This window comes from Mesorhizobium sp. LNHC221B00, from assembly GCF_000502935.1.
In the GTDB taxonomy this organism is placed as follows: Bacteria; Pseudomonadota; Alphaproteobacteria; order Rhizobiales; family Rhizobiaceae; genus Mesorhizobium; species Mesorhizobium opportunistum.
Genome location: NZ_AYWR01000003.1, coordinates 321,909 through 343,508, shown reverse-complemented (window position 1 = coordinate 343,508; position 21,600 = coordinate 321,909). Strand labels below are relative to the sequence as shown.

The following is a 21,600-nucleotide window of genomic DNA, read 5'->3' as shown; positions in this document are numbered from 1 at the left end:
AATCAAGCTCTTGCTGAAATTTAGGGCCGCGTTGAGCTCGCCAGTTCATGTATTGGAGAGTTAAGGAACCATTAATCCCGTTTGACTCGGCAATTTCTCGGGACCTAGGATCGAGATGACGGGGGATGCTGGGTATGGGGTACATCCTTGGCTCTGTCTCGTCGGGTTCAAACCTCCAAAGGGAGAAATTGACATGAAGAAGCTCATGACGATGACCCGGCAGTTCCGCGACGACGAAAACGGCGCTGCCATGGTCGAATACTCTATCCTGATCGGTATCATTGCCGCGGCATCGATTGTCGCGGTCATCGCTATCGGCGGATGGGTCGGCAGTCAGTTCACCGGCCTTTGCGTGAAGCTGAACAACAAGGGACTCAACGCCGCCGGCACCGGCACCGGCACCTGCTAAGAGAGATAGCCATGACTCGGCTTATCGACGTAGCCAGGCAGTTCCAAGCCGATGAGAACGGCGCTGCCATGGTGGAATACTCTATCCTGATCGGCATCATCGCAGCGGCATCGATTGTTGCGGTTATTGCTATCGGCGGATGGGTCGGCAGCCAGTTTACTGGTCTTTGCGCGAACCTGAACGGCAGTGGCATATCCAAAACTGGCACTGCCGGTGGCACTTGCTGAAAACTTTCTGGGCCGAAATCGCTCGATTTCGGCCCAGAACCTTGCGCTTTGAAGGGGCTGACATTCGCTCGGTGAGCGATGGTGGGGTAGAAAAATGCGCGCTAATACGCTTATCATGATCGTTCTCGCCGGCGTGTTCGGCGTCCTGGCGGTGGTGCTCGCCAATATCTGGCTGGCCAGCCAGCGCAACGCGATGGCGCGGACGGACGACGTCCCGCGCGACACGGTCGTGGTGGCGGCTGAACCCTTGAAATTCGGCGACATGCTGACCGAGGACAAGCTGCGCGAAATCGCCTGGCCGGCGGGCGCGGTTCCGGCCGGCGCTTTCAAGACAACGAAAGAAGCGCTGGCTGGCGAAGGCACCAAGCAGGCGTTGCAGGCTATCGGCACCAACGAGCCTGTCCTGGCCACCAAGATCACCGGCCCCGGCCAGCGCGCCACGCTTTCGGCGGTGCTTGGCGAAGGCATGAAGGCCGTTTCCATCAGGGTCAACGACGTGCTCGGCGTTGCCGGCTTTGTCTTCCCCGGCGACCGGGTCGACATACTCCTGACGCGCACCGCGCGCGGCGACGACGGTACGGACAAAAGTTTTGTCGATGTCTTGCTGCAAAGTATGAAGGTGCTTGCCGTCGACCAGGTGGCTGACGAGAGCAAGGATAGCCCGACGGTGGTGAAATCCGTGACACTGGAGGCCAGCACCAAGGATGCGCAGAAGCTGACTTTGGCGGCGGGCGCCGGCCAATTGTCGCTGGCGCTGCGCCAGGCCGCGGCCAGCAAGGGCGAGACGACCGAACGGGTGACGCTGTCGGATCTGACCGGCGAAACCCCCGACGACGTTGCCAAAAGGCAGGCCGAGCTCGACAAGAAGGCAGCAGCGGAAGCTGCCGCTGCCGAGGAGCGGAAGCGCGCGGACGACAAGATTGCCGGGCTCACCCAGGCCGTGGAGAAGGTGGGAAGCCGCCTTGACGAATTGGGCAAGGTGAAACCGGCTCCGGCCGTGGTGTCGGCGCCGGAAGTCCGGGAAGTCGTCAAGGAAGTGGTCAAATACGTGCAGCCGGAACCGCCAAAACAGGTGACTGTGGGCGTTTTCCGGGGTGTGAAGCTCGAGACATACGACGTGCCGCGACAACCATAACAACGGCGCGGCGATGAGTTTGGCGGCGATTGGGGAGACGGGGATGCAGGGGTCTTGGTTGAGGAAGGCGGCGGCGGCGTTGTCCTGTCTGGGCGCGTTGTTGCTGACGAGCCTCGCGGCCGATGCGGCCGACAGATTTATCGACGTGTCGAACCCTAGCGTCCATCGTGTTTTCCTGCCGATGTCGCAATCGGTGACGCTGCAGGTGAATGCCAATCTGGGTGACATTGTCGTCGGCGACGAGAAGATCGCCGATGCGCAGCCCATGACCGATCGGACGCTCTATGTCATCGGCAAGGGCGCCGGTACAACCACGGTCAATCTGTTCTCCACCGACAAGCGCTCGCTCGGCGTCATCCAGGTCGAGGTCGGCGTCGATGTCAGCGACATGGCGGCAGCCATCCGCCAGGTGGCGCCACGGTCGCGCATCGAAATCGGTTCGATCAACGGCAAGGTCAGGCTTGGCGGCCATGTCAAGGATGGCGCCACGCTGGAAGCCATCATGCAGGTGGCGCAGCAATATGGTCCTGACGCCATCATCAATTCAGTCACCGTGGATGACAGCCAGCAGGTCAATCTGGAAGTGCGCGTGCTGGAAGCCAAGCGCAATGCCGGTCGCGACCTCGGCGTGTCGATCAGGAGCACGAACGGCAGCGGCACGACACGCGCCGCAACCGGCATCGCCACCGTCGACAAGGACAATTTAGTGCTCGGCCCGGGCGATCTGCTCACCGGCCTGCTGTCGACCAGCAATCCCTTCGCGGCTCTGATCACCCGCGTCATTGACAGCAACATCAAGGTCGACCTGATCATTGAAGCGCTTGAGGCCAAGGGGGTCGTGCGCACGCTTGCAAATCCCAACCTGACAACGCTTTCCGGCGAGCCAGCCAGCTTCAACGCCGGCGGCGAAGTCCCTATCCGTGTCGTGGGCAACGATGGTCAGGTAACCATCACGTACAAGCAATTCGGCGTCAATCTCCTGTTCACGCCGGTCGTACTCGACGACGGCAAGATCCATATGAAGCTGGCGCCGGAAGTGAGTGACCTGACCGGCTTCACCACCGCGGGCGATCCGATCTTCACCAACCGCAAATTGAATACCGTCGTCGAACTTCGCGACGGCCAGAGCTTCGCCGTCGGAGGGCTGCTGTCGAGCAAGACCACCAAGCTTCAGGAGCAGGTGCCCTGGCTCGGCCAGGTGCCGGTGATCGGCACGCTGTTCCGCAATTCGAGCAACCAGAAGGAAGAAACCGAGCTGGTCGTCATCGTCACGCCGCACATCGTGCGGCCGGTGAAGCCCGGCGAACAGCTGGCGACGCCGTTCGACAAGACGCGGCCGGCCAACGATCCCGAGTTCTTCGTGCTCGGCCAGCTCGAGGTGAACAAGGACATGATCCGCAAATATGAAACGGGCGACGGCGTCACCGGCCCCTATGGCCACATGCTCGACTTCAAATCGAAGGACAAGATGCTCTATGTCAAGAAATAGCGCCTTGATCCTCATTCTGTGCGCCGGTGCGCTGACGGGCTGCGCCGCCGACTATCTCAACCACTACGATTCGGTGACCCTGGCCGCCGGCGACACGCAGAAGTTCAATTCGATGCTGCAGACGGTGGATCCGCTCAATCCAAATTCCAGGAACACACATATCGAAGGCGACGGCACGCGCGCCGCGCTTGTCGCGCACAACTACAAATTTCCGCCGCCGCCGCCCCCACCGCCGGCGATCACGGTCAATGTTGGCGGGTCCGGCGTGACGCCGTGAGCTGAACAGAGGGATGCGGAGGGCGCCGGGCAAGCGGGGGGCCTTGGCGCAGGAAAGCAGAGAGTAAGGTCATGTTGGGGACCATTCGAGCCTTCTGGAACGATCAACACGGCGTAGCGATGATCCTGGTGGCCATCATGCTACCCGTGCTTATCGGCTTCTCGGTGCTGGCCATCGACATGAGCCGGCTCAACGGGCTGCACAACGATCTGCAGAAGGGTATCGACGCGATGGCGCTTGCCGCCGCGGCGGAACTGGACGGCAGATCGGATTCCATCACCCGGGCCAACTTGGCCGTGACGACCCTCGTCTCCAACAACACCCTGTTTTCGACATCGGGCGATCATCCGCTGGTTTTGGCCGATGTGACCGTCAAGTATCTGACCGGCATCCCCGCCAGCGACGAAACCGCATTGAGCGCTGCCGGCGTCGATGCCGATGGCACAAACTGGGCAAGCACCGATCCCAAGGCTGTTTCATTCGCTGAAGTGACGATCAACGCTTCCGGCGTTGCGGCTGGCGCAGGTGCCTTCGCGACGATCTTTCCGGCAAGTCTGGTCGGCAGCAAGGACACCATGGAAATCCAGCCGCAGGCGGTGGCCGGGTTCGTTCAGTCGATCTGCGAAACTGTCCCGCTGTTCATGTGCAACCCGTTCGAGACAACGGATTCTTCGACCAGCAAGACGATCCAGCAAGCCTTTGCCTCAGGCGACACCTACAGCCGCGAATTCCGCGTCCTGAAGGTCGACAGCAATCCTGGGCCTGGCAATTTCGGGCTGATCGACAACAACCTGAGTTCATTGCGCGATGCTATAGCGATGGGCACGTCTGGTACCTGCTACAGCCGCGACGCCCTCACCACGAAAACCGGCGTCACCCTCGGCCAGGTCAATACTGGTCTCAATGTCCGGTTCGATCTGTACAGCGGCTCGTTGAACAAGAGCAGCAAAGACTCCAATTACAGGCCGGCGACCAACGTTCGCAAGGGCCAGAAGACCGGCTGCAGCAAGTACGATCCCGTGACGGACAACACCGCGTTGCCTTTGCCTCCGGGCACCAACTACGTCGATGCGAAGGGAATGTCCGACGCGATCGGATCGCAGAGCTTCTGGACAAGTTACTGGCAGGTCAACCACGGGACGGCGTATCCGAACGTCCCCAGCACCACCAACCCGACCGGCTCCACGAGCGCTCCCGCATCAAGATATGACGTCTACAAGTACGAGATCGCCAAAAGCCTTGTTGGTGACAAGTCGCTGAATCCGACCAAGGAAAGCGGCGATCCATCCTGCTACAAGGGCCCTAACCCGACACTCGATCCAGATCGCCGGCTACTCAACATGGCGATCGTCAACTGCATCGCCAATCAGGCCAAGCTAAACGGCCATGTCTCGATCAAGCCCGACGGCTACGCAAGCGTCTTCATCAACACGCCAATCCAGAAGCAGGACAATAGCAAAGACGACGAGGATTCGACTGCCGGTGAGAAGCCGATCAGCCTGGAGATCGTCGATGTCGATGGCGGCTTTGCCAACAACACCCTTGTCGACAAGGCGTTTCGCAACGAAGCGCAGTTGTACCGGTAGCGCCATGTTCATCAAACTGAGGCAGTTCCTCCAGCGGTTCCACCATGACGAACAAGGCGCCGCCTTGGTCGAGATAGCTATCGTCATGCCGCTCGTGCTGCTGCTGTCGGCCGGCGTCTTCGAATTCTCGAACATCTTCAACACGCGTCTGCTTCTCGCGGCTGGCGTCGAGGATGCCGCTCGCTATATGGCGCGCTGCAGCAGCGACTGGAATACTTGTTCAACGTTGGCGAAAAACCTCGCGGTAAACGGGGCCGTCACGAACGGCAGCCAGAGGGTTACCGGGTGGACCGTGGGTCAAGTCACCATCACGCCAGTGCAATCGCTCCAGGCGATCGATTCGACCGGCACCGAGCTCTATCTCAGCAGCACCGGCACGGTCATTGTGGTGCAGGTCAGCACGGCATATCCATATCCTACTCTAGGCCTCTGGTCCTATCTTGGCTTTGCCAACCTTACGCTCAATGTTTTCCATCAGGAGCGTGTCTTAGGATGGTGATGCCGCGCGGCACGTTCTGGAGAAACCAATCCGGCGCGACAATGGTGGAGGCGGCCATTGCAATGCCCGTGCTGCTGACTCTGCTGCTTGGTTTCGTCGACTTTGGCTACGCCTTCTACCAATGGAATGCCGGTAACAAAGCGGTGCAGGCCGGCGCCAGGCTGGCGCAGATTTCCGCTCCGATCGCCAGCGGACTTCTGCTTGAGGCAAAAACACCCAGCGACCCACTGAATGTGGGAAAGGCGGTTCCGGCCAACACCTACAGCTACATCTGTACGGCCAATGCCGCCGGAGCTGCATCTTGCATCTGTGGAACAGGCGCCACATGCCAAAATCTCAATGTGAACCAGGCGGCTTTCGACTTCATCTTCAGCGGCAGCAGCAGCCGACCGGGAATGCTGACATTCCTGCCGACCCTTCTGAGATCCGAGGTCCAGATTCAGTATCAGGCGTCCGGGCTCGGCTACTGGACGCGCCCAAGCGGCCCGGTACCAACGATCACCGTCAGCATTGAAAAACATCCCTTCCAGTTCTTCTTTCTGGCCGGGTTTCTCGGTCTCGGAACCATCACCATGCCCTCCATGCTGAGCACGGTCACGGGCGAAGACATGAAAAGCACCTGGCCATGAACGCGATGAACACCAAGGTTACGCCGACCAAGCGAAAGCAGGTGGCGCTGTTCTCGTCGGATCCGAATTTCAAGCGCGAGGTGGCGACGCGGCTCGATGCGCTGGCGATCTATGACGTCAGGGTTTCCGAGACGGACGATTTTCTCAAGGGCCCGCCTGCCGATGCGCGCCCGGGCATCGTCATCCTCGATCTCGGCAGCGGCGGGCTGCTCGGCAGGCCCGGCATCGTCGAGGCGCGCGCGCTGTGGGCGTCCGTGCCGCTGATCGCGGTCTCCGACGAGCTGACGTCGGAGCAGACGCGCGTGCTGGTGCGCATGAACGCCTCGGACTGGCTGCACAAGCCGCTCGACGGCAAGGAGCTGCTCAACGCGGTGACCTTCCACGACACCGGCAACCAGGGAACGAAAAGCCGCATCATCACCTTCATCAGCGCCAGCGGCGGCGCCGGGGCCACGACGCTCGCGCTGTCGGCGGCCGAGTTCCTGGCCTCGAAATCGGCCGAGCGCGCGGCTTCGACCTGCCTGGTCGATCTCGATTTCCAGAGCGCCAATTGCGGCGCCTATATCAACCAGTTCAACCAGTTCGACCTGACGGGCATCATCGGCCAGCCCGAACGGCTCGACGTCGAGCTGATGGACGTCATCAAGCTTTCGCGCCCGTCCGGCCTCACCCTCTATGCGTTCGAGCGGCCGCAACTGCCCTTCGAGCCGCACGGCAGCGATTTCGTGTTCCGGCTCCTGGACCTCGTCGCCTACCGCTTCGACGACATCGTCATCGACCTGCCCAATCTCGACACGCCCTGGCACAATTCGGTGCTTTCGACGAGCGACGAGATCTTCATCGTGTTCGAGCTCAACGTCGCGTCGCTGCGGCAAGGCAAGCGGCTCTACAGCAAGATCCGCGAACTGCGCGGCAACGCGGTCAACATCACGCTCGTCGCCAACAAGCACAAGCGCAAATGGTTCGGGAACCACTTCTCGCGCAGCGAGCTGGAGAAGATATTCAAGGCGCCGCACATCAAGTCGCTGGCACTCGACAACGCGCTTCTCGCCGATGCCCTGAACCGGGCGATCCTGCCTTCGGAAGTGGATGGGCGCGCGCGCTTCAACAAGGATCTGAAGACGATGTTCAAAGAGCGGCTCGATGACGCTGCCCGATAGGCATCGGATCGCCTCGGGGCTGGCGGCCGCCTGCATCGCGGGCCTGGCGCTTGTGATGCCGGCCGGCGCCCATGCCGGGTCCGCGGGCGCTCCGCCACTGCCGGCCATGGGTCCAAGCCTGCGCAAGACGGTCGCCTTCGAAACCGCCGAACAGCCCGGAACGATCATCATCCGCAAGGACGAGAAGGCGCTCTACCTGGTGACGCGCCAGGGCCAGGCACTTCGCTACAAGATCAGCGTCGGGCGCGATGGGTTCGGCTGGACCGGGGTGGTCAAGGTCGGCGCCAAGACGGAATGGCCGCAATGGCGCCCGCCCAAGGAAATGCGTGCCCGCCAACCGGAGCTGCCGGAATTGGTGCCGGCCGGCCCCTACAATCCGCTTGGCGCCAGGGCGCTCTATCTGTCTCGGGACGGGCATGACACGCTCTACCGAATCCACGGCACCAATGACCCGTCAGGGGTCGGCTTCGACGGAACATCGGGCTGCTTCCGCCTCACCAACACCGATGTGATCGACCTTTTCAAGCGCGTCGCGATCGGCGCCAAGGTGGTGGTTCAATGACGACGATCAGCGAGCCGGGCATGCCGGCGATCGATGTTGGCAAACGCGAACAGGTCGCCGTCGACAGACCCGGCAACACAAAAGCGATTGGCGTCGTCGCCGCCGGCGCCTTGCTGATCACCCTGGTCAACATGGCGGCTGCCATCTATCTCTATCGGGGCATCAACGACCTGCGCTCCGTCGAGGCGCGGCTGGAGCAGCTCGGAGCGTTCGAGCAACGGATCGCGGCGCGGCTCGATACGGTCAACAACGGCTTCCAGAGCCGGTTCGAAAAACTGGACAGCCAGCTGCAGGGCAACTTCAACGAAATCAATGGCAGCCTTGCCAGGCTGGAGCAGACCCCGCCCGCCGTCGCCGGCAACAGTCCGCCGAACATGGCGGAACAATCCGAGGTTACCACCAGCACGGTGGCGGAAGCGCCCGAGGCGCTCGACAGCGAAACCGCTGGCGAGGCCAGCGTCATCGAGGCGCCGCGACCGCCCAAGAAGAGGATCGCTTCGGCGCCGCCTCCCCCCAACTCCAACTACCAACGCATAGAGCAGCCGGACGGCAAGGTCTATTACCGCAAGGTCAATTGACCGCGGGTGCCGGTATTGACGGCGTCTTAGAGATCCCGCTGCAGGGTGACGAGCTGCATTGCCCGCAGCTCCGCGCGTTGTTTCGCTTCGGTGAGGAAGGCAACGTGACAGTAAACACACGCGGCCGTGCCCAGAAGCAGGACCAGGCTGTTCTGCCAGGAGAAATCGACCATCAGCGAGAATTGGAGGCCGCTGGGTGCCGTAAAGGCGGCAATGGTGCTCGCCGTCTGAGATTGGCTGCTGGCTGCTATCATCAGCCCCACGAAAAGCAGCGCCAGATGGTTGGCCAGAAAGAATGGAGCCCGCTTGCGGGCGTGGCAGGCAAGCCAGCTGACGATCAAGGCGGCGGCCAGGATCGTGAAATCGAGAACCATCGAGCTGTCCAGATAGAAGTCGACCTGCTGCCAGAACATCGTCGACAACGGCCGCAGTTCAAGCCAGATCCACCACATTGTGGGGCTCGCCGGATAGGCGCCCAGCAAGAATGTCGCGATACGCGCTCCCGCTAGGATAGCAAGGACAAGAGCGGGAAAGAGAAAGAGCAGAATCGGCTTGCGTTTCATGTCGCCCTCCACATTAGCAATCGATGATAGACGGCAGAACTTGCGCAACCCTTAACGGCCGGGATTGCCCATTAGGAAGATTGGCCGGCGCATCAGCAGCGGCCTTCACATTTCCCTAACCGTACACGTCGGTTTTATGTGCCATTTTTGCTACATCACGCGGACGTTCTGGCTGGAAAATACTTTTAGCGTTTCCTAAAATAATAATTACCCACATATTTCGTGTAATCTGGTAGATGATCCACCGACGGCCGGCCTTGCTTGGGCCCAGGTTTGGTTGTGGCGCCCCGGAAAAGGGCGTTGGGGAAAAGTTGGGGCGGGCTAAATGAAAAAAACAGGCATTTCGGCCATGGGCAAGCGCCTTGGTCTTTTGATGGCGGCCACGATGCTGTCTTGCGGGGGTGCAAATGCCCTCACGCTCAAGGAGGCCGTGGCGGTTGCCGTCGAGTCCAATCCCGAGATCGGCCAGGCCATAGAAAATCGCGAGGCGATCGAATTCGAATTGCGCCAGGCAAAAGGGCTCTATCTTCCCAGCGTCGACGTGGAAGCATCCGGAGGGGCTCGCCGTCTCGACAACTCGTCGCGTCGCGCGCTTTCCCTCGATGATGACAACCTCTACCCGGCAGAAGCCGATCTGACGGTTTCACAGACCGTCTATGACAGCGGTGCAAGGCGGGCCGAGCTCAATCGTCAGGCATCGCGGGTCGATGGCGCGTCGTTCCGCGTGCTGGAGCGGTCCGAATTTATCGGGCTCTCGGTGGTCCAGGACTACCTCGAATACATGCTGCAGGCGTCGATCGTTTCAGAGGCGAAGAAGAACCTGGGCTTCCATCAGGCTATCCTCCACGACATCCAGGAAGGCATCGCGGGCGGCGGACTGAACGAAGCCGACCGGCAACAGGCCGAGGAGCGGCTGTTCGCGGCCAAGGCCCGCATGCAGGAAGCGTCGGAGGAACTGGAGGCTTCGAAGATACGGTTTTTCAAGACCGTCGGGAAACCGCTCACCAATGCGTCGAGGCCGGGCGACGTTTCGACCGCGCTGCCGAGGTCGCTAGACGATGCGCTGGGCCTGGCACGAGAAAACAACCCGCGCGTCCACATGGCCAACAGCGATATCGCCGCGGCGGCCTCGCTGGTGGACGCGGCCCGAGCGAAGTACGGTCCCTCGATCGTCGCCGAGGGCACGGCCCGGGCCGGATACGACATCGACGGCGACAATGGCGACACATCCGACCTGCAGGCGCGCCTGGTGTTGCGCTGGAACCTCTATCGCGGCGGCATAGACAAGGCCAATGAACAGGAGCAGATCCGCCGCACCAGCGAACAGCGGCTCGCCATGCATCAGGTTCTGCGCGAGATCGAAGAAGCCGTTCGCACCTCATGGGATCGCCGCTTCCGGCAGGCCGACCTGGCAAAGACCCTGAAGCTGCAGGCCGCCTCCAACGAAAAGCTGGTCGCGTCCTATCGCGAACAGTTCAAGGTCGGGCAGCGCTCGTTGCTAGACGTGCTCGATGCGCAGAATACGCGGTTCAACACCGCGACGCTGGCGGACACCGCATCCTATGCGTCACTCTTTGCCCAGTACCGGCTTCTGGCTGCGACCGGGGAATTGCTGAAGACAATGGATATCCAGCCGGCAAAGCAGGCCAACGCCTACGCACGGACCGAGTTCGCCGCACCGGAAACGGCTGACACCGAAACCTATGCGCGCACGCCTTCGGAACAGAAGAATGACCTGCCCTTCGACATTCTGGCGCCGGTCAGGAAGAAGTAAGCAGCGACATAAGGCGCGACCGACAGTCCTCGCGGGCAGATCGTGAACCAGCAACCCCATATCCTGTCGCCGAAGGAGGCTTTCAAGGCCTGCTTTTCGGCCGTTGCCGCGTATCTCGGCCGACCGAGCGCCGAGACCGTGCTGTTCGCCGGCGTGCCGCTGTCGGATACCCGCGTCGAGGTCGACGAGATCCGCAATCTTGCCGAACGCATAGGTCTGGAAGCGCGGGCGTTCGGCCATCGCGATTTCCTGCGCGGGCGGATCGATCTTCCCGCGATTGTCTTTCGCGTCAGCCAGTTGCCTGTTGCCCTGCTCGCCGAGGAGGAAGGCGGCGACTATTTCACCGCCCCCCAGGAAGACGGGCGAACCGCGATCAGCCGATCGGAACTCGCCGCCAGCTATATCAGCGGCGGTGTGTCCTTCTCGATCACCTACGCCAACGCCACGGAGGCGATGAGCATCGGCTCGGCGCCGAAGATCGAGCGGCGACATTGGCTGACGGGGACGATGGGCGGCTTCTGGCGCACATATTCGAAAGTCGTGCTGTCGGCGATGTTCATCAACCTGCTCGCCATCGCCTCGCCGATCTTTACCATGAACGTGTATGATAGGATCCTCCCGAACAAGGCGATATCGACGCTCTGGGTCCTGGCCATCGGCATCGGCGCCGTCATCGTGTTCGACCTGCTTCTGAAGACCGCCAGGGCGTCGCTCATCGACTATGCCGGGCGCAAGGCCGATCTTCGGATTTCGTATATGCTGTTCGAAAAAGTGCTCAACTCGTCGCTCTCGGCGCGACCCGGTTCGACCGGCGAGTACGCAAACCGGATAACGCAATATGAGTTCGTGAGAGAGTTCTTCACCTCGAATACCATCAGCGTCTTCATCGACACCGCTTTCGTGTTCGTCTTCCTGCTGGTCATCTATGCGATCGGCGGCTGGCTGGTCATCATTCCGGCCGTGGCCTTCCTGGCGTCGGTCGCCGTTGGCCTGGTCACGCAGCGGCGCATCGGCAAGCGGGTCGCGGCCTCGATGAACGAGGCTTCGCAGCGCCAGTCCCTGCTGGTGGAGTCGATCTCCACGCTGGAAACGATCAAATCCCTGCGCGCCGAAGCCTATCTCCTGCGCAAATGGGGCGAGCACTCGAAGAACGCCGCCAACACGTCCGAGAAGATCAAGCAGCTTTCGGCGGCAGCCGGCAACATCACCCAGGCGATACAGCAACTGGTCACCGTCGCCCTCGTGGTGGCTGGCGCTTATGCCTTTTCGGAGGGGCACGTCTCGACAGGGGCGATCATCGGGACGGTGATGCTGGCGGGCCGGGCCGTGGCCCCCCTCGGCCAGATCGCCATAACACTGTCGCGGTTTCGCCAGGCCATGCTCTCGTTGCGGATGGTCAACTCGATCATGGCCCAACCGGAAGACCGGCCGGACACGGTGGGCTTCGTAAACCGCCCGATCCGCAATGGCGCGATGGCATTCAAGAACGTCGGATTCGTCTATCCCGGTTCCGAAAACGAGGTTCTGTCCGGCCTGAATTTCACCGTCAGGCCCGGCGAGCGGATCGGCATAATCGGGCGGATAGGATCCGGCAAGACGACCATGGGCCGGCTGATCGGCAGGCTCTTCCTGCCGACCTCCGGCGAGTTGCTGCTGGACGGGATCGACATCCGCCAATACCACCCGTCGGAGGTTCGCGCCGCGGTCGGCATCGTTGCGCAGGCCGGCGATCTGTTCTCGGGCACGATCAAGGAAAATCTGCTGATGGCCTGCCCGGAAGCGACCGATGAGCAGATCATCGACGCGGCCAGGGCTGCCGGTGTCGACGAGTTCGTCTCCCGCCATCCGCGTGGCTACGACATGAACGTCGGCGAGCGTGGCACCAATCTTTCCGGTGGACAGAGGCAGACGGTGGCGATTGCCCGGCTGCTGCTGACCAAGCCGAAAATCGTTTTCCTGGATGAGCCGTCCGGCTCGATGGACCTGGCGTCGGAACGTCAGCTGATAAAGCAGCTCAAGGTGGCCTTTGACCGCGGCACCACGCTGATCGTCTCCACCCACCGCTTCAGCATGCTCGAGCTGGCCGACAGGCTGATCGTGATCGAGCAGGGTAAGATCGTCGCCGACGGACCGAAAGAACAAGTCATACAGGCGCTGCAGAAAACAAATGTTTGAGACAAATTATATTGATCCAGATCAATATAATGGGGTTTGGTAAATGCTTGCTAAGGAAGATCGGCCGCCGCTTTTTGCGTCGGCATCCATATTGATCATCGGCGCGCTCTTTGTAAGCTCGGTCGCTTGGGCGTCCTATGCTGAGGTTGATGAAATCGCACGCGGCGACGGCAAGATCATACCCGCCTCGAAGACTCAGATCATCCAGGCCAGCGAGCCGGGCGTCGTTCAGGAAATCGCGGTGACGATCGGGCAGATCGTCAAGAAGAACGACCTCATCATCCGCCTCGACAATACGTTCAACACCTCCAGTCTTGGCGAACAGCAGGCCAAGGCGCGGGCTCTGCAGACGCGCATTGCCCGGCTCAAATTCGAACAGACCGGGAATTTCGAAGGCTCATTTCCATGTCCGTCCGAAATCCAGAAAGTCGCCCCTGAAATCTGTGACAACGAGCAGAAGCTGCTCGTAGCCCGCCGCGACAACTTCGAAGTCAAGCTGTCGGTTCTCAAGTCGCGTCTCGATCAGCGCGAGAAGGAGCTGGACGAAGCGACCGCCAATTCCGATCGCCTCACCCAGAATCTGACCGTCAGTGACCAGGAGGCAAAGCTGGTCGAATCGATGGTCAAGAAGGGCCTGATGGCACGAACCGAGCAGTTGCGCGTCGAGCGCGAGCTGACCGAACTCAACGGCCAGCTGACGCTCGCCGGAGAGACCATCAAGAAAGCCAAGTCGGCCATCACGGAGGCTCAGCTTCAGGTCGACGAACTCGGTCTGCAGTTGCAACAGGAGGCGCTCAGCGATCTGACGCAGGCGCTGGCCGACCTCTCGGTGGTTGACGAGACGATACGCGGCGCCACAGATAAGGTGGCGCGCACCGATATCCGTTCACCCGTGGACGGCATCGTCAACACGCTTGACGTGNACAGATAAGGTGGCGCGCACCGATATCCGTTCACCCGTGGACGGCATCGTCAACACGCTTGACGTGAATACGCTCGGCGCCTTCGTCCAGCCCGGCGCGGTCGTCGCCGGCATCGTCCCGACCTCCGAGACATTGCTGGTCGAAGCCCGGGTCTCGCCGCGAGACGTCGCTTTCATTCGACCGGGCCAGGACGCGCTGATCAAGGTAACCGCCTATGACTTCTCCATCTTCGGCGGCATCGAAGGCAAGGTCTCCAACATCACCGCCGACAGCCTGGTCGACCAGAAAACCGGCGAACCTTACTATCAGGTGCGCGTCGCCACGGAGCGATCCACGCTGACACGCGATGGCAAGGTCTATTCGATCATCCCGGGCATGATCTGTTCCGTCGATATCAAGACCGGACGCAAGACGATCCTGACCTACCTCCTGAAGCCGATCAACAAGGCACGAGAGGAGGCGATGAGTGAACGATAGCGCCACTCCTCCCGCCGTTCTCGACCGGTTGCTCGTGCCGACGAAGGCAGAAGACCTCGGCATGGAGTTCCGGGTCGTCGCGCGCCTCGGCATACGACGCGGAATCCGCCTGGAGCGGGCTTTCTGGACGTCGCTGAGGCATATGGCGGAAAGCCGGAAATGCACGATCGGCATGCTTGTCGATGAGATCGCCGAAGGTCAGCCTGCTTCTGGCAACCTGACATCGGCGATCAGAGTTGCCTGCATTCGTGACATGGCGGAAGAAAACCTGACGTTGAAAAGGCTAGCCTCGATAAGGACGATCAGCGCGATACTTGTCGCCTGTCCCTCGCCCGCCTTTGCTCTTTCATCATCGAAAAAAATCCTGACCTTCAACGCTCCGTTCCAACAGCTGGTAAAGCGCCAATTGCCGACGGCGCCGAACGATGACGGGCGTCAGGATCTCAGGCTGGCACTCGATCTCAACGTCGCGGATATATTTGCACGGCTGGATGCCAATGGCGAAACCCCAGTCGCCAGCGGGTTCGTCATCGGCGCCGGCGACCGCCGCTATCGCGGCCAGTTGAACGCGGTGCGGGCGCCGCTGATCGAGCAGGACCTGCTGATGGCGTTCGTCAGCGGCTAGAGTGTAGCTTCGATCCAACGTCCGCCGGCTGTGCTTACTTTCGCACAAGCTTCCCCAAAGCCATATCCGGCTGCAATCCTTCGCCAGGTGCGACGCCCGCAAAGCCGCCCTTGAACTCGGCAACCTGCGCATTGCCCGATCTCGAGCCATGGATCCAGGCGCGATCCGTGCTGAAGGAATAGAGCGGAACGTAGTCGGGGAGATCGCTGTCACGCAGGACGGTGTTGTGGAGGCTGTCGAGAATGAATACGCCATCCGCCGTGCTCACCGACAGGACGGCGTGGAAGAACCCGCGCTTGCGATCCTGGAGGACGACGAGCGCCATGCTTTGCGCGGGAATGCCGGCCCTGAGCAGCGCCGTCATCTTCAGTATGACAAAATCCTCGCAGTCGCCGGCGCGCTTGTCGAGTACCTCCGAAGGCTTCGCCCAATAGTCGAGCTTGCCATAGACGACACTGTCCTTCCTGTAGGCGATCAGGCGATTTATGCCGCTGTTGACGAGGGATAGTTTCTCGGTGAATCCCTTGCCCTGTGCCGTCGAGATCAGCGTGGCGAAAGCCGCGCTCTTGTGCTCGCAGGCACTGCCTGCCGTGCAGCCGACGATTGCCTGGTAGACAGGCGCCCACCGAGCCGCGACAGGAAAGTTGTGCATGGACAGCGCGACCGACCCGAACACGCCGGGAATGATCGCCGCCGTCTGGATGGGATCAATTCCAACATCGGCCGCTCGGACATCGGCGGGCGTTGGCGCAACGGCAGCATTGGCGTCGTCGATGGCGTAGCTCATGGGGACAAAGCCGGGCTGGTATCCCGCGACCGGCTGCCAGGGCCGGGACCTTTCCAGGGAAACGCCACCCAGGCTACGCGGCGCCTCGACCTTTTCGACGAGCCCGCCGACCGATGCGACACCCTCGAAACGAGGGCTCGCGAGCGATGGCTGCGGCAGGCCCGCAAGGCCGATCGCCAGCAAGAGCAGTTTGAGACCGATTGTCCCCGGCGCGGTTTTTTCTTTTTTCATAACGCCCACCTTTGACTGTGGACGGTACCAATCTTGTCTCAACTTATTGGCAACGAAGGTAGATAACGACGGCAGAACTTACTTCGTCTGTTTTACACAAAATTTTATTCTAATTTATACTTTTATTTACCATCCAGACGGAGGCGAACCGCCGTCAAGAGCCGCCGATACCGGCAATATATAACGGAATATATGTTACCGGTTTACCACGCGTAAAAAATACGATTTTGTGCATATTGCAGTATATCAAATGGATTGATCAACCGTTGCAAAGCAATGGTGAGCGCTGTCTCTTTCCGGGAAATTCCGGAGGGGGACAAGCAAATGACCACCAATATCGAATTGGACACCGCTGCAAGGTCCTGGGACGAGCATTCCGCCGCCAGTGACCATCACGGTCAGACATCGCCCGCGGAGATCCAGGTCGCCCAGGCGGCTTCGACGCAACAGGCCGCGCCGGCAGCGGCCGAACCTGTGCCGGTCGATGTCGGCAGCGGCGCGCCCATCAAGCCGGAGGCACCCGCGGAGGCGAAAGCAGCAGCGGCGCCCGCCCCCCACGAATACGTGGCCGACGCCAACCATGTGGTGAAACTTCCGGCCAATGTCTCGATCGACAACATCAAGGTCGACGGGCACAATCTCGTGCTCGAGCAGGCCGATGGCTCGGTCATCGTGATCAAGGATGGCGCCCTCAACGTGCCGACCTTCCTCATCGGCGACGTCGAGGTGCCGCGCGTTGCCCTGATCGCCGCGCTCGAAGCAAGCCATGTCGACGTCGCCTTCGGCGCCGATGGTTCGATCTCGGCTGGCCCGGGCGGCTCGACCTCCAGTGCAGGCGGAGACTTCTCGGTTCCCGCCGGCGGCATCGGCGACGGGTTCGGTCTTTCGGCGCTGTTGCCCCCGACAGACCTGGCGTTCGGCCAGCCGGATCACCGCGAGCTGTTCCCGAGCCTGCTGCCCGACTCGACGCCGTCGATCATCGACCTGACGCCTTCCGTCAATGGCGGCGACGCCATCGTCAACGAGAAAGGCCTGCCGGCAAGCTCCGGGTCGGAAGGCTCCGGCGAGGCGCAGAATCCCGCCCCCAACAGCGACCAGTCCGAGACCAACACCGGCACCTTTACCATCACCTCACCCGACGGTATCGGCTCGCTGACCATCGCCGGCCAGGTAATTTCGGCTGCCGCGCTTGCCAACAGCGCATCGACGTCGATCGACATCACGACGCCGCTCGGCAACACGCTGACCATCACCGGCTACGATGCCAGCACCGGCCAGGTGAGCTACAGCTACACGCTGCTGCACAGCGAGACACATCCAGCAGGCAGCGATCCCATTTTCGACAATATGACGGTGACGGTGACCGACACCGACGGCGACGTCTCCCTTCCGGGCACGCTGTCGGTGCAGATCGTCGATGATGTGCCGACTGCGGTTGCCGATACCGACAGTTTGACAGAAGGCGGCTCTGTGAGCGGCAACGTGATCACGGGGCTTGGCAGCGACGGCAATGCGGCCGGTGCCGACACCAAGGGAGCCGACGGCGCTGCTGTGAGTGGCGCGACAGGCGCGGGGGCGACGACGGTGGTGGGCGGCGACTTCCATGTTGTCGGCCAGTACGGCACGCTGACGCTCAGCCCCGACGGCACCTACAGCTATGTTGCCAATTCAAGCATCAGCAACGCATCGCCGGTGACGGATACCTTCACCTACACGCTGAAGGACGGCGACGGCGACACCTCGCAGACTACGCTGACGATCACCATCAACGACGGGACCGACCCGTCGGTGGTGACGAACGCGATCATCACGGTGGACGAGGAAGGGCTCGGCACCGCCAATGCGACCGGCAACGCGACCGCGGCCGACGCCGAGAACGGCAGTGGAACGGTATCGTTCCATGCTGGTTCGGACAACATTACCGGGGTGGCGTTCACGTCGGTTGCCGGGATCACGGCGGACGTCAACGGCGTTGCCGGCGCCGACATCGTCTGGACGCTGGCCGGCCCGACGCAGATCATCGGTTCAATCAACGGCATCGATGCCATCCAGATCGACCTGGTTGCCCCGTCGCTGCCGATCCTGGCGGGCACCAACGGGTCCGCGACAGTCAATGTGACGCTGCTCGACAACTTCCCGCATCCAGACGCGGGTGGGGAGAACTCAATCAGCCTGACCGGTATCAACGTGGTTGCCACCGATACGGACGGTGACCAGGCGAGCGCAACGGTTCAGATCAATGTCACTGACGACACGCCGGTGGCGACGAATGATGGCGTGCTTGCCAGCCCCGCGGAGAACGTGACGGCTCTGACGATCGGNGACGACACGCCGGTGGCGACGAATGATGGCGTGCTTGCCAGCCCCGCGGAGAACGTGACGGCTCTGACGATCGGCACGGTCGCGCAGATCCTGAGCAACGACCATTACGGCGCGGACGGTCCCGCGGCGTCCGGCGCGATCACGATTGGAGCTGGCGACCATGGCGGCACGGTCGCGATTGTCGGCGGCAACCTGGTCTACACCAACACGGCGCTGAACGTAGCGAACGGGACGACGGTCGACGAGACCTTCACCTACACGATCAAGGACGGCGACGGCGACACCACGACGGCGACGTTCAAGGTGACGCTGACGGACACCGGGGTTACGATGGGCGCGGCGCCGGCGAACCTGATCGCCGACGAGGACGACATCGTCGGGGCTGGCGGCAACCCGGGCGGCACGGGCGACGACGCGCCGGTTCTGTCGGGCCATATCTCCTACACGCTTGGCGCGGACCATATCGGCAGCGTTGCGCTGTCGACGGCCGGCAATGCGACAGGCCTGCAGACGCTGGCCGGGGTTGCGGTCGACACGACATGGGTCGGCAGCCAGTTGATCGGCTACGTGCACGGCACGGATCCGAGCCTCGCCGCCAACCAGGTGTTCACCATCGCGGTGACGAGCGTCACCGACAGCGGCGCGAACTACAACATGACGCTGCTGCAGCCGGTCCAGCACACAGTCAGCGGCACGGAAGACAACACCGCACCGTTCACGGTCACCGCGACGGTGACCGACGCCGATGGCTCCACCGGCACCACCAGCTTCACGGTGGTGATCGACGACGACACGCCGGTGGCGACGAATGATGGCGTGCTTGCCAGCCCCGCGGAGAACGTGACGGCTCTGACGATCGGCNGACCGACGCCGATGGCTCCACCGGCACCACCAGCTTCACGGTGGTGATCGACGACGACACGCCGGTGGCGACGGCCAACACCCTGGTCCAGCTCGACGACGATGCACTGAGCGGCGGCAATGCCGGCGGCATCGGCGACGATGCCAACGCGGCCAACACGACCGGGACGCTGGCGCACAGCTATGGCGCCGATGGCGCCGGCACGACGCTGCTGACGGCGGCGGGCATTGTCCTGCCGTCCGGCTTCACGGCCTTGGCCAGCAATGGCGGCCAGACGCTGACCATCAGCCAGGGCGCCACGGCGGTGCTGCAGATCCAGCTCGCCGACACCACCTCGGGCGCCTACACCGTCACCCAGCTGCATGCCATCGACCATCCCGCCGGGCTGGACGAAAACAACCTCCAGTTCACCATCAACTATGTGACCACCGACCATGACGGCGACACCGCGACCGGCTCGCTGTCGATGAACGTCGACGACGATACCCCGACGATCACCGGCATTCAGGACGCGATCATGCCGAACGTCAGTGGCACTGATGTTCACGGTACTTGGCAGCCGTCTTTCGGGGCGGATGGACTGAGCCTCACATCGGCAGTCGGTCTTGCAATGGGAACCGCACCGAGCGGGCTAACCTATGCGTTTACCAGCCAGGGGAACAACACCAATGGCGATGCGGTGACTCAGATCGACGTGAAGAGTGGAACGACGACCCTCTACACTTTCTATGAATACGCCCACTATGATACGGCAGCGCATTCCTCCGAGATGTTCGCCTATACGAATCTCACGGATGCGCAGGGGGCAACTGGCGCGAACGAGTTCTTCACGTTATCTGTGAATGCCAGCGGCACCTACGATTTCCATCTGGTGTCCAACAGCTTGCAGTCGACGTCGACCTTCAGTGTTCTGTCGGGAATTAGCAATGGTAATGGCGACTACGTAAAGATCGTGAACGGCGTCGCCTCATACGGCAGCGATCCGATACCGGCTAATGGCTACGACGTTATCATAGACGGCTTCGATGCGGCCCATCCCAATCCAACAGACAACAGGATCTTCAAGAACGCCAACGGCATGGGAGTAGAGAGCGGTAATCTTGACACGAACGAGACCATCACCTTCCACTTCAGCCAGCTTCAAAGCCAAGTCACTGTTGGGGTCGGGAAGGGCAATAACGCCGGCTCCGAACACTTCCTGGTAACCATTTGGGATGCTGCGCATACTACGTCAGCAAGCTGGAACGTCACGCAGGCTGACGGCACCAAATTGGTTGTCGACGCAGCCCACTGGGGTACTGGCGGAACGACGACTGGCGCCTTCTTCAATTTCGGCGAGGTGGACGTTAAGAATATTGCGAGCGGCGGTGGCGAGGACGATAAGGTCGTCCTGCTGTCACTGACCTACAACTCACAGACGGTCGTCAGCGATGCCACGCTAAACTTCGCGCTCAGCATCACCGATCACGATGGCGACACCGTCACCAGTTCGGACAATCTGTCCGTTTCTCTGGTCGGATCACATATCGGGTCAGAGACGGGCACCGACACGACCGCGGAAGTCATTGCCGCGAGTTCCATAGCCGACTCGCTCAGCGGTGGTACCGGCCCAGGCGATACAGTCGACTACAGCAATGCGTTGAACTCGGTCACGATCGACCTGCTAAACCAGCTCGTGGGCGGGCCCGGCGCACTGGGCGACCACATCAGCAGCTTTGAGAATGCCATCGGCTCGAATTTCGCAGATACGTTGACCGCCAATAATACGGGGAGTGTGCTGTGGGGCGGTGGAGGCAATGATGCCCTCATCGGCGGAGCAGGCAATGATACGCTCTATGGCGGCGCGGGACTGAACAATATGACGGGTGGCGGCGGCAACGATACATTTGTGATCGATCCATCCAAACTCGCGGTCCACATAGCCGATGTCATCGCAGATTATACACCTGGCCATGACGTTATCGACCTATCCGATCTGCTCAAATCCCTCGGAGGCAACGCGCCGACAACCGACGCGCAGGCAGGCGCGTCGGTCGACGTTACCTTCTCAGGCGGCGCGGCTCACGTGATGGTTGATGACAACGGTATTGCTGCCGGCGGCAGTATGGTGGAAGTGGCATCGCTGACGGGAGTTGCTAGCGGTTCTGCGATTTCCATTCTTTATGATCACAACTTGCCAACTCACACCGAAACTGTGCCTTGACGATGCTGATCGATGTACCAACGCGCAAACTTGGCAATCCAACGACGTAGCGCGCAGCCACACTCCCATGCTATGCATTAGCGAACGATGAACTTTGGATATCGAGG

General features: G+C 61.4%; 18 protein-coding genes and 1 pseudogene. 17 read left to right on the top strand and 2 right to left on the bottom strand.

The features are described 5' to 3' along the window. The first annotated feature begins 193 nt into the window (after positions 1–193). The 11 genes from X741_RS160550 (at position 194) to X741_RS160595 (ending at position 8,551) form a co-directional block, all read left to right on the top strand. Positions 194–409: a Flp family type IVb pilin gene (locus X741_RS160550; protein WP_023776614.1), complete on the top strand. Its 216-nt coding sequence runs from the start codon at positions 194–196 to the stop codon at positions 407–409. 11 nt (positions 410–420) lie between these two features. Continuing rightward, positions 421–636, top strand: coding sequence for a Flp family type IVb pilin (locus tag X741_RS01000000166295; protein ID WP_023776613.1), 216 nt, complete (start codon positions 421–423; stop codon positions 634–636). A gap of 94 nt (positions 637–730) precedes the next feature. After that, positions 731–1,771, top strand: a complete 1,041-nt coding sequence (gene cpaB, locus X741_RS160555) for a Flp pilus assembly protein CpaB (RefSeq protein ID WP_023776612.1) — start codon at positions 731–733, stop codon at positions 1,769–1,771. Positions 1,772–1,814: 43 nt separating this feature from the next. Beyond that, on the top strand, positions 1,815–3,260 hold the full coding sequence (locus tag X741_RS160560) for a type II and III secretion system protein family protein (RefSeq protein WP_023776611.1): 1,446 nt from the start codon (positions 1,815–1,817) through the stop codon (positions 3,258–3,260). Continuing rightward, positions 3,247–3,537, top strand: a complete 291-nt coding sequence (locus X741_RS160565; RefSeq protein ID WP_023776610.1) for a hypothetical protein — start codon at positions 3,247–3,249, stop codon at positions 3,535–3,537. Before X741_RS160560 ends, X741_RS160565 begins: the two co-directional genes overlap by 14 nt. Positions 3,538–3,608: 71 nt before the next feature. Then, complete coding sequence (locus X741_RS160570; protein ID WP_084018333.1) at positions 3,609–5,123, top strand: pilus assembly protein TadG-related protein; 1,515 nt, start codon at positions 3,609–3,611, stop codon at positions 5,121–5,123. Between the two features lie 4 nt (positions 5,124–5,127). Further along, positions 5,128–5,622: a TadE/TadG family type IV pilus assembly protein gene (locus X741_RS160575; RefSeq protein WP_031249817.1), complete on the top strand. Its 495-nt coding sequence runs from the start codon at positions 5,128–5,130 to the stop codon at positions 5,620–5,622. Then, positions 5,616–6,251: a TadE/TadG family type IV pilus assembly protein gene (locus tag X741_RS160580; protein ID WP_023776607.1), complete on the top strand. Its 636-nt coding sequence runs from the start codon at positions 5,616–5,618 to the stop codon at positions 6,249–6,251. The genes X741_RS160575 and X741_RS160580 overlap by 7 nt, the downstream gene beginning before the upstream one ends. Beyond that, the gene (locus X741_RS160585) at positions 6,248–7,411 is read left to right on the top strand and encodes an AAA family ATPase (RefSeq protein WP_023776606.1); all 1,164 of its coding nucleotides are present in this window, start codon (positions 6,248–6,250) and stop codon (positions 7,409–7,411) included. Before X741_RS160580 ends, X741_RS160585 begins: the two co-directional genes overlap by 4 nt. Beyond that, positions 7,395–7,973 (top strand): L,D-transpeptidase, encoded by a 579-nt coding sequence (locus X741_RS160590; protein ID WP_023776605.1) that lies wholly within the window; start codon positions 7,395–7,397, stop codon positions 7,971–7,973. Before X741_RS160585 ends, X741_RS160590 begins: the two co-directional genes overlap by 17 nt. Continuing rightward, on the top strand, positions 7,970–8,551 hold the full coding sequence (locus tag X741_RS160595) for a hypothetical protein (RefSeq protein ID WP_023776604.1): 582 nt from the start codon (positions 7,970–7,972) through the stop codon (positions 8,549–8,551). The genes X741_RS160590 and X741_RS160595 overlap by 4 nt, the downstream gene beginning before the upstream one ends. Before the next feature lie 26 nt (positions 8,552–8,577). Here the strand turns inward: X741_RS160595 and X741_RS160600 are convergent, their stop codons facing one another. Beyond that, complete coding sequence (locus tag X741_RS160600) at positions 8,578–9,114, bottom strand: hypothetical protein (protein WP_023776603.1); 537 nt, start codon at positions 9,112–9,114, stop codon at positions 8,578–8,580. Positions 9,115–9,439: 325 nt separating this feature from the next. On the opposite strand from X741_RS160600, the gene X741_RS160605 reads away from it, so the two are divergent. The 4 genes and pseudogenes from X741_RS160605 to X741_RS160615 all read left to right on the top strand — a co-directional run bounded on the left by X741_RS160605 (position 9,440) and on the right by X741_RS160615 (position 15,088). Then, the gene (locus tag X741_RS160605; RefSeq protein ID WP_023776602.1) at positions 9,440–10,888 is read left to right on the top strand and encodes a TolC family protein; all 1,449 of its coding nucleotides are present in this window, start codon (positions 9,440–9,442) and stop codon (positions 10,886–10,888) included. A 42-nt stretch (positions 10,889–10,930) separates the two neighbouring features. Then, a complete protein-coding gene (locus X741_RS160610; protein WP_023776601.1) occupies positions 10,931–13,063 on the top strand; it encodes a type I secretion system permease/ATPase in 2,133 nt (710 codons plus the stop codon). A 43-nt stretch (positions 13,064–13,106) separates the two neighbouring features. Next, positions 13,107–14,463 (top strand): annotated as a pseudogene (locus tag X741_RS01000000166290) (HlyD family efflux transporter periplasmic adaptor subunit). Beyond that, positions 14,453–15,088, top strand: coding sequence for a ribbon-helix-helix domain-containing protein (locus X741_RS160615; protein WP_023767787.1), 636 nt, complete (start codon positions 14,453–14,455; stop codon positions 15,086–15,088). The pseudogene X741_RS01000000166290 and the gene X741_RS160615 overlap by 11 nt, the downstream one beginning before the upstream one ends. A gap of 34 nt (positions 15,089–15,122) precedes the next feature. On the opposite strand, the gene X741_RS160620 is transcribed toward X741_RS160615, so the two are convergent. Next, on the bottom strand, positions 15,123–16,106 hold the full coding sequence (locus tag X741_RS160620; RefSeq protein ID WP_023776600.1) for a transglutaminase-like cysteine peptidase: 984 nt from the start codon (positions 16,104–16,106) through the stop codon (positions 15,123–15,125). 324 nt (positions 16,107–16,430) lie between these two features. Between X741_RS160620 and X741_RS160625 the strand changes: the two genes are divergently transcribed. Further along, entirely contained in the window at positions 16,431–19,337 is a 2,907-nt protein-coding gene (locus tag X741_RS160625; RefSeq protein WP_023776599.1) for an Ig-like domain-containing protein, read from the top strand. Further along, positions 19,331–21,493: a type I secretion C-terminal target domain-containing protein gene (locus X741_RS160630; RefSeq protein WP_023776598.1), complete on the top strand. Its 2,163-nt coding sequence runs from the start codon at positions 19,331–19,333 to the stop codon at positions 21,491–21,493. Before X741_RS160625 ends, X741_RS160630 begins: the two co-directional genes overlap by 7 nt. Positions 21,494–21,600 lie beyond the last annotated feature (107 nt).

Excerpts from the sequence above, each read along its gene's own strand:
- X741_RS160550 (WP_023776614.1), top strand. The coding sequence starts at position 194 with ATGAAGAAGCTCATGACGATGACCCGGCAGTTCCGCGACGACGAAAAC.
- X741_RS01000000166295 (WP_023776613.1), top strand. The coding sequence starts at position 421 with ATGACTCGGCTTATCGACGTAGCCAGGCAGTTCCAAGCCGATGAGAAC.
- cpaB (WP_023776612.1), top strand. The coding sequence starts at position 731 with ATGCGCGCTAATACGCTTATCATGATCGTTCTCGCCGGCGTGTTCGGC.
- X741_RS160560 (WP_023776611.1), top strand. The coding sequence starts at position 1,815 with ATGCAGGGGTCTTGGTTGAGGAAGGCGGCGGCGGCGTTGTCCTGTCTG.
- X741_RS160565 (WP_023776610.1), top strand. The coding sequence starts at position 3,247 with ATGTCAAGAAATAGCGCCTTGATCCTCATTCTGTGCGCCGGTGCGCTG.
- X741_RS160570 (WP_084018333.1), top strand. The coding sequence starts at position 3,609 with ATGTTGGGGACCATTCGAGCCTTCTGGAACGATCAACACGGCGTAGCG.
- X741_RS160575 (WP_031249817.1), top strand. The coding sequence starts at position 5,128 with ATGTTCATCAAACTGAGGCAGTTCCTCCAGCGGTTCCACCATGACGAA.
- X741_RS160580 (WP_023776607.1), top strand. The coding sequence starts at position 5,616 with ATGGTGATGCCGCGCGGCACGTTCTGGAGAAACCAATCCGGCGCGACA.
- X741_RS160585 (WP_023776606.1), top strand. The coding sequence starts at position 6,248 with ATGAACGCGATGAACACCAAGGTTACGCCGACCAAGCGAAAGCAGGTG.
- X741_RS160590 (WP_023776605.1), top strand. The coding sequence starts at position 7,395 with ATGACGCTGCCCGATAGGCATCGGATCGCCTCGGGGCTGGCGGCCGCC.
- X741_RS160595 (WP_023776604.1), top strand. The coding sequence starts at position 7,970 with ATGACGACGATCAGCGAGCCGGGCATGCCGGCGATCGATGTTGGCAAA.
- X741_RS160600 (WP_023776603.1), bottom strand. The coding sequence starts at position 9,114 with ATGAAACGCAAGCCGATTCTGCTCTTTCTCTTTCCCGCTCTTGTCCTT.
- X741_RS160605 (WP_023776602.1), top strand. The coding sequence starts at position 9,440 with ATGAAAAAAACAGGCATTTCGGCCATGGGCAAGCGCCTTGGTCTTTTG.
- X741_RS160620 (WP_023776600.1), bottom strand. The coding sequence starts at position 16,106 with ATGAAAAAAGAAAAAACCGCGCCGGGGACAATCGGTCTCAAACTGCTC.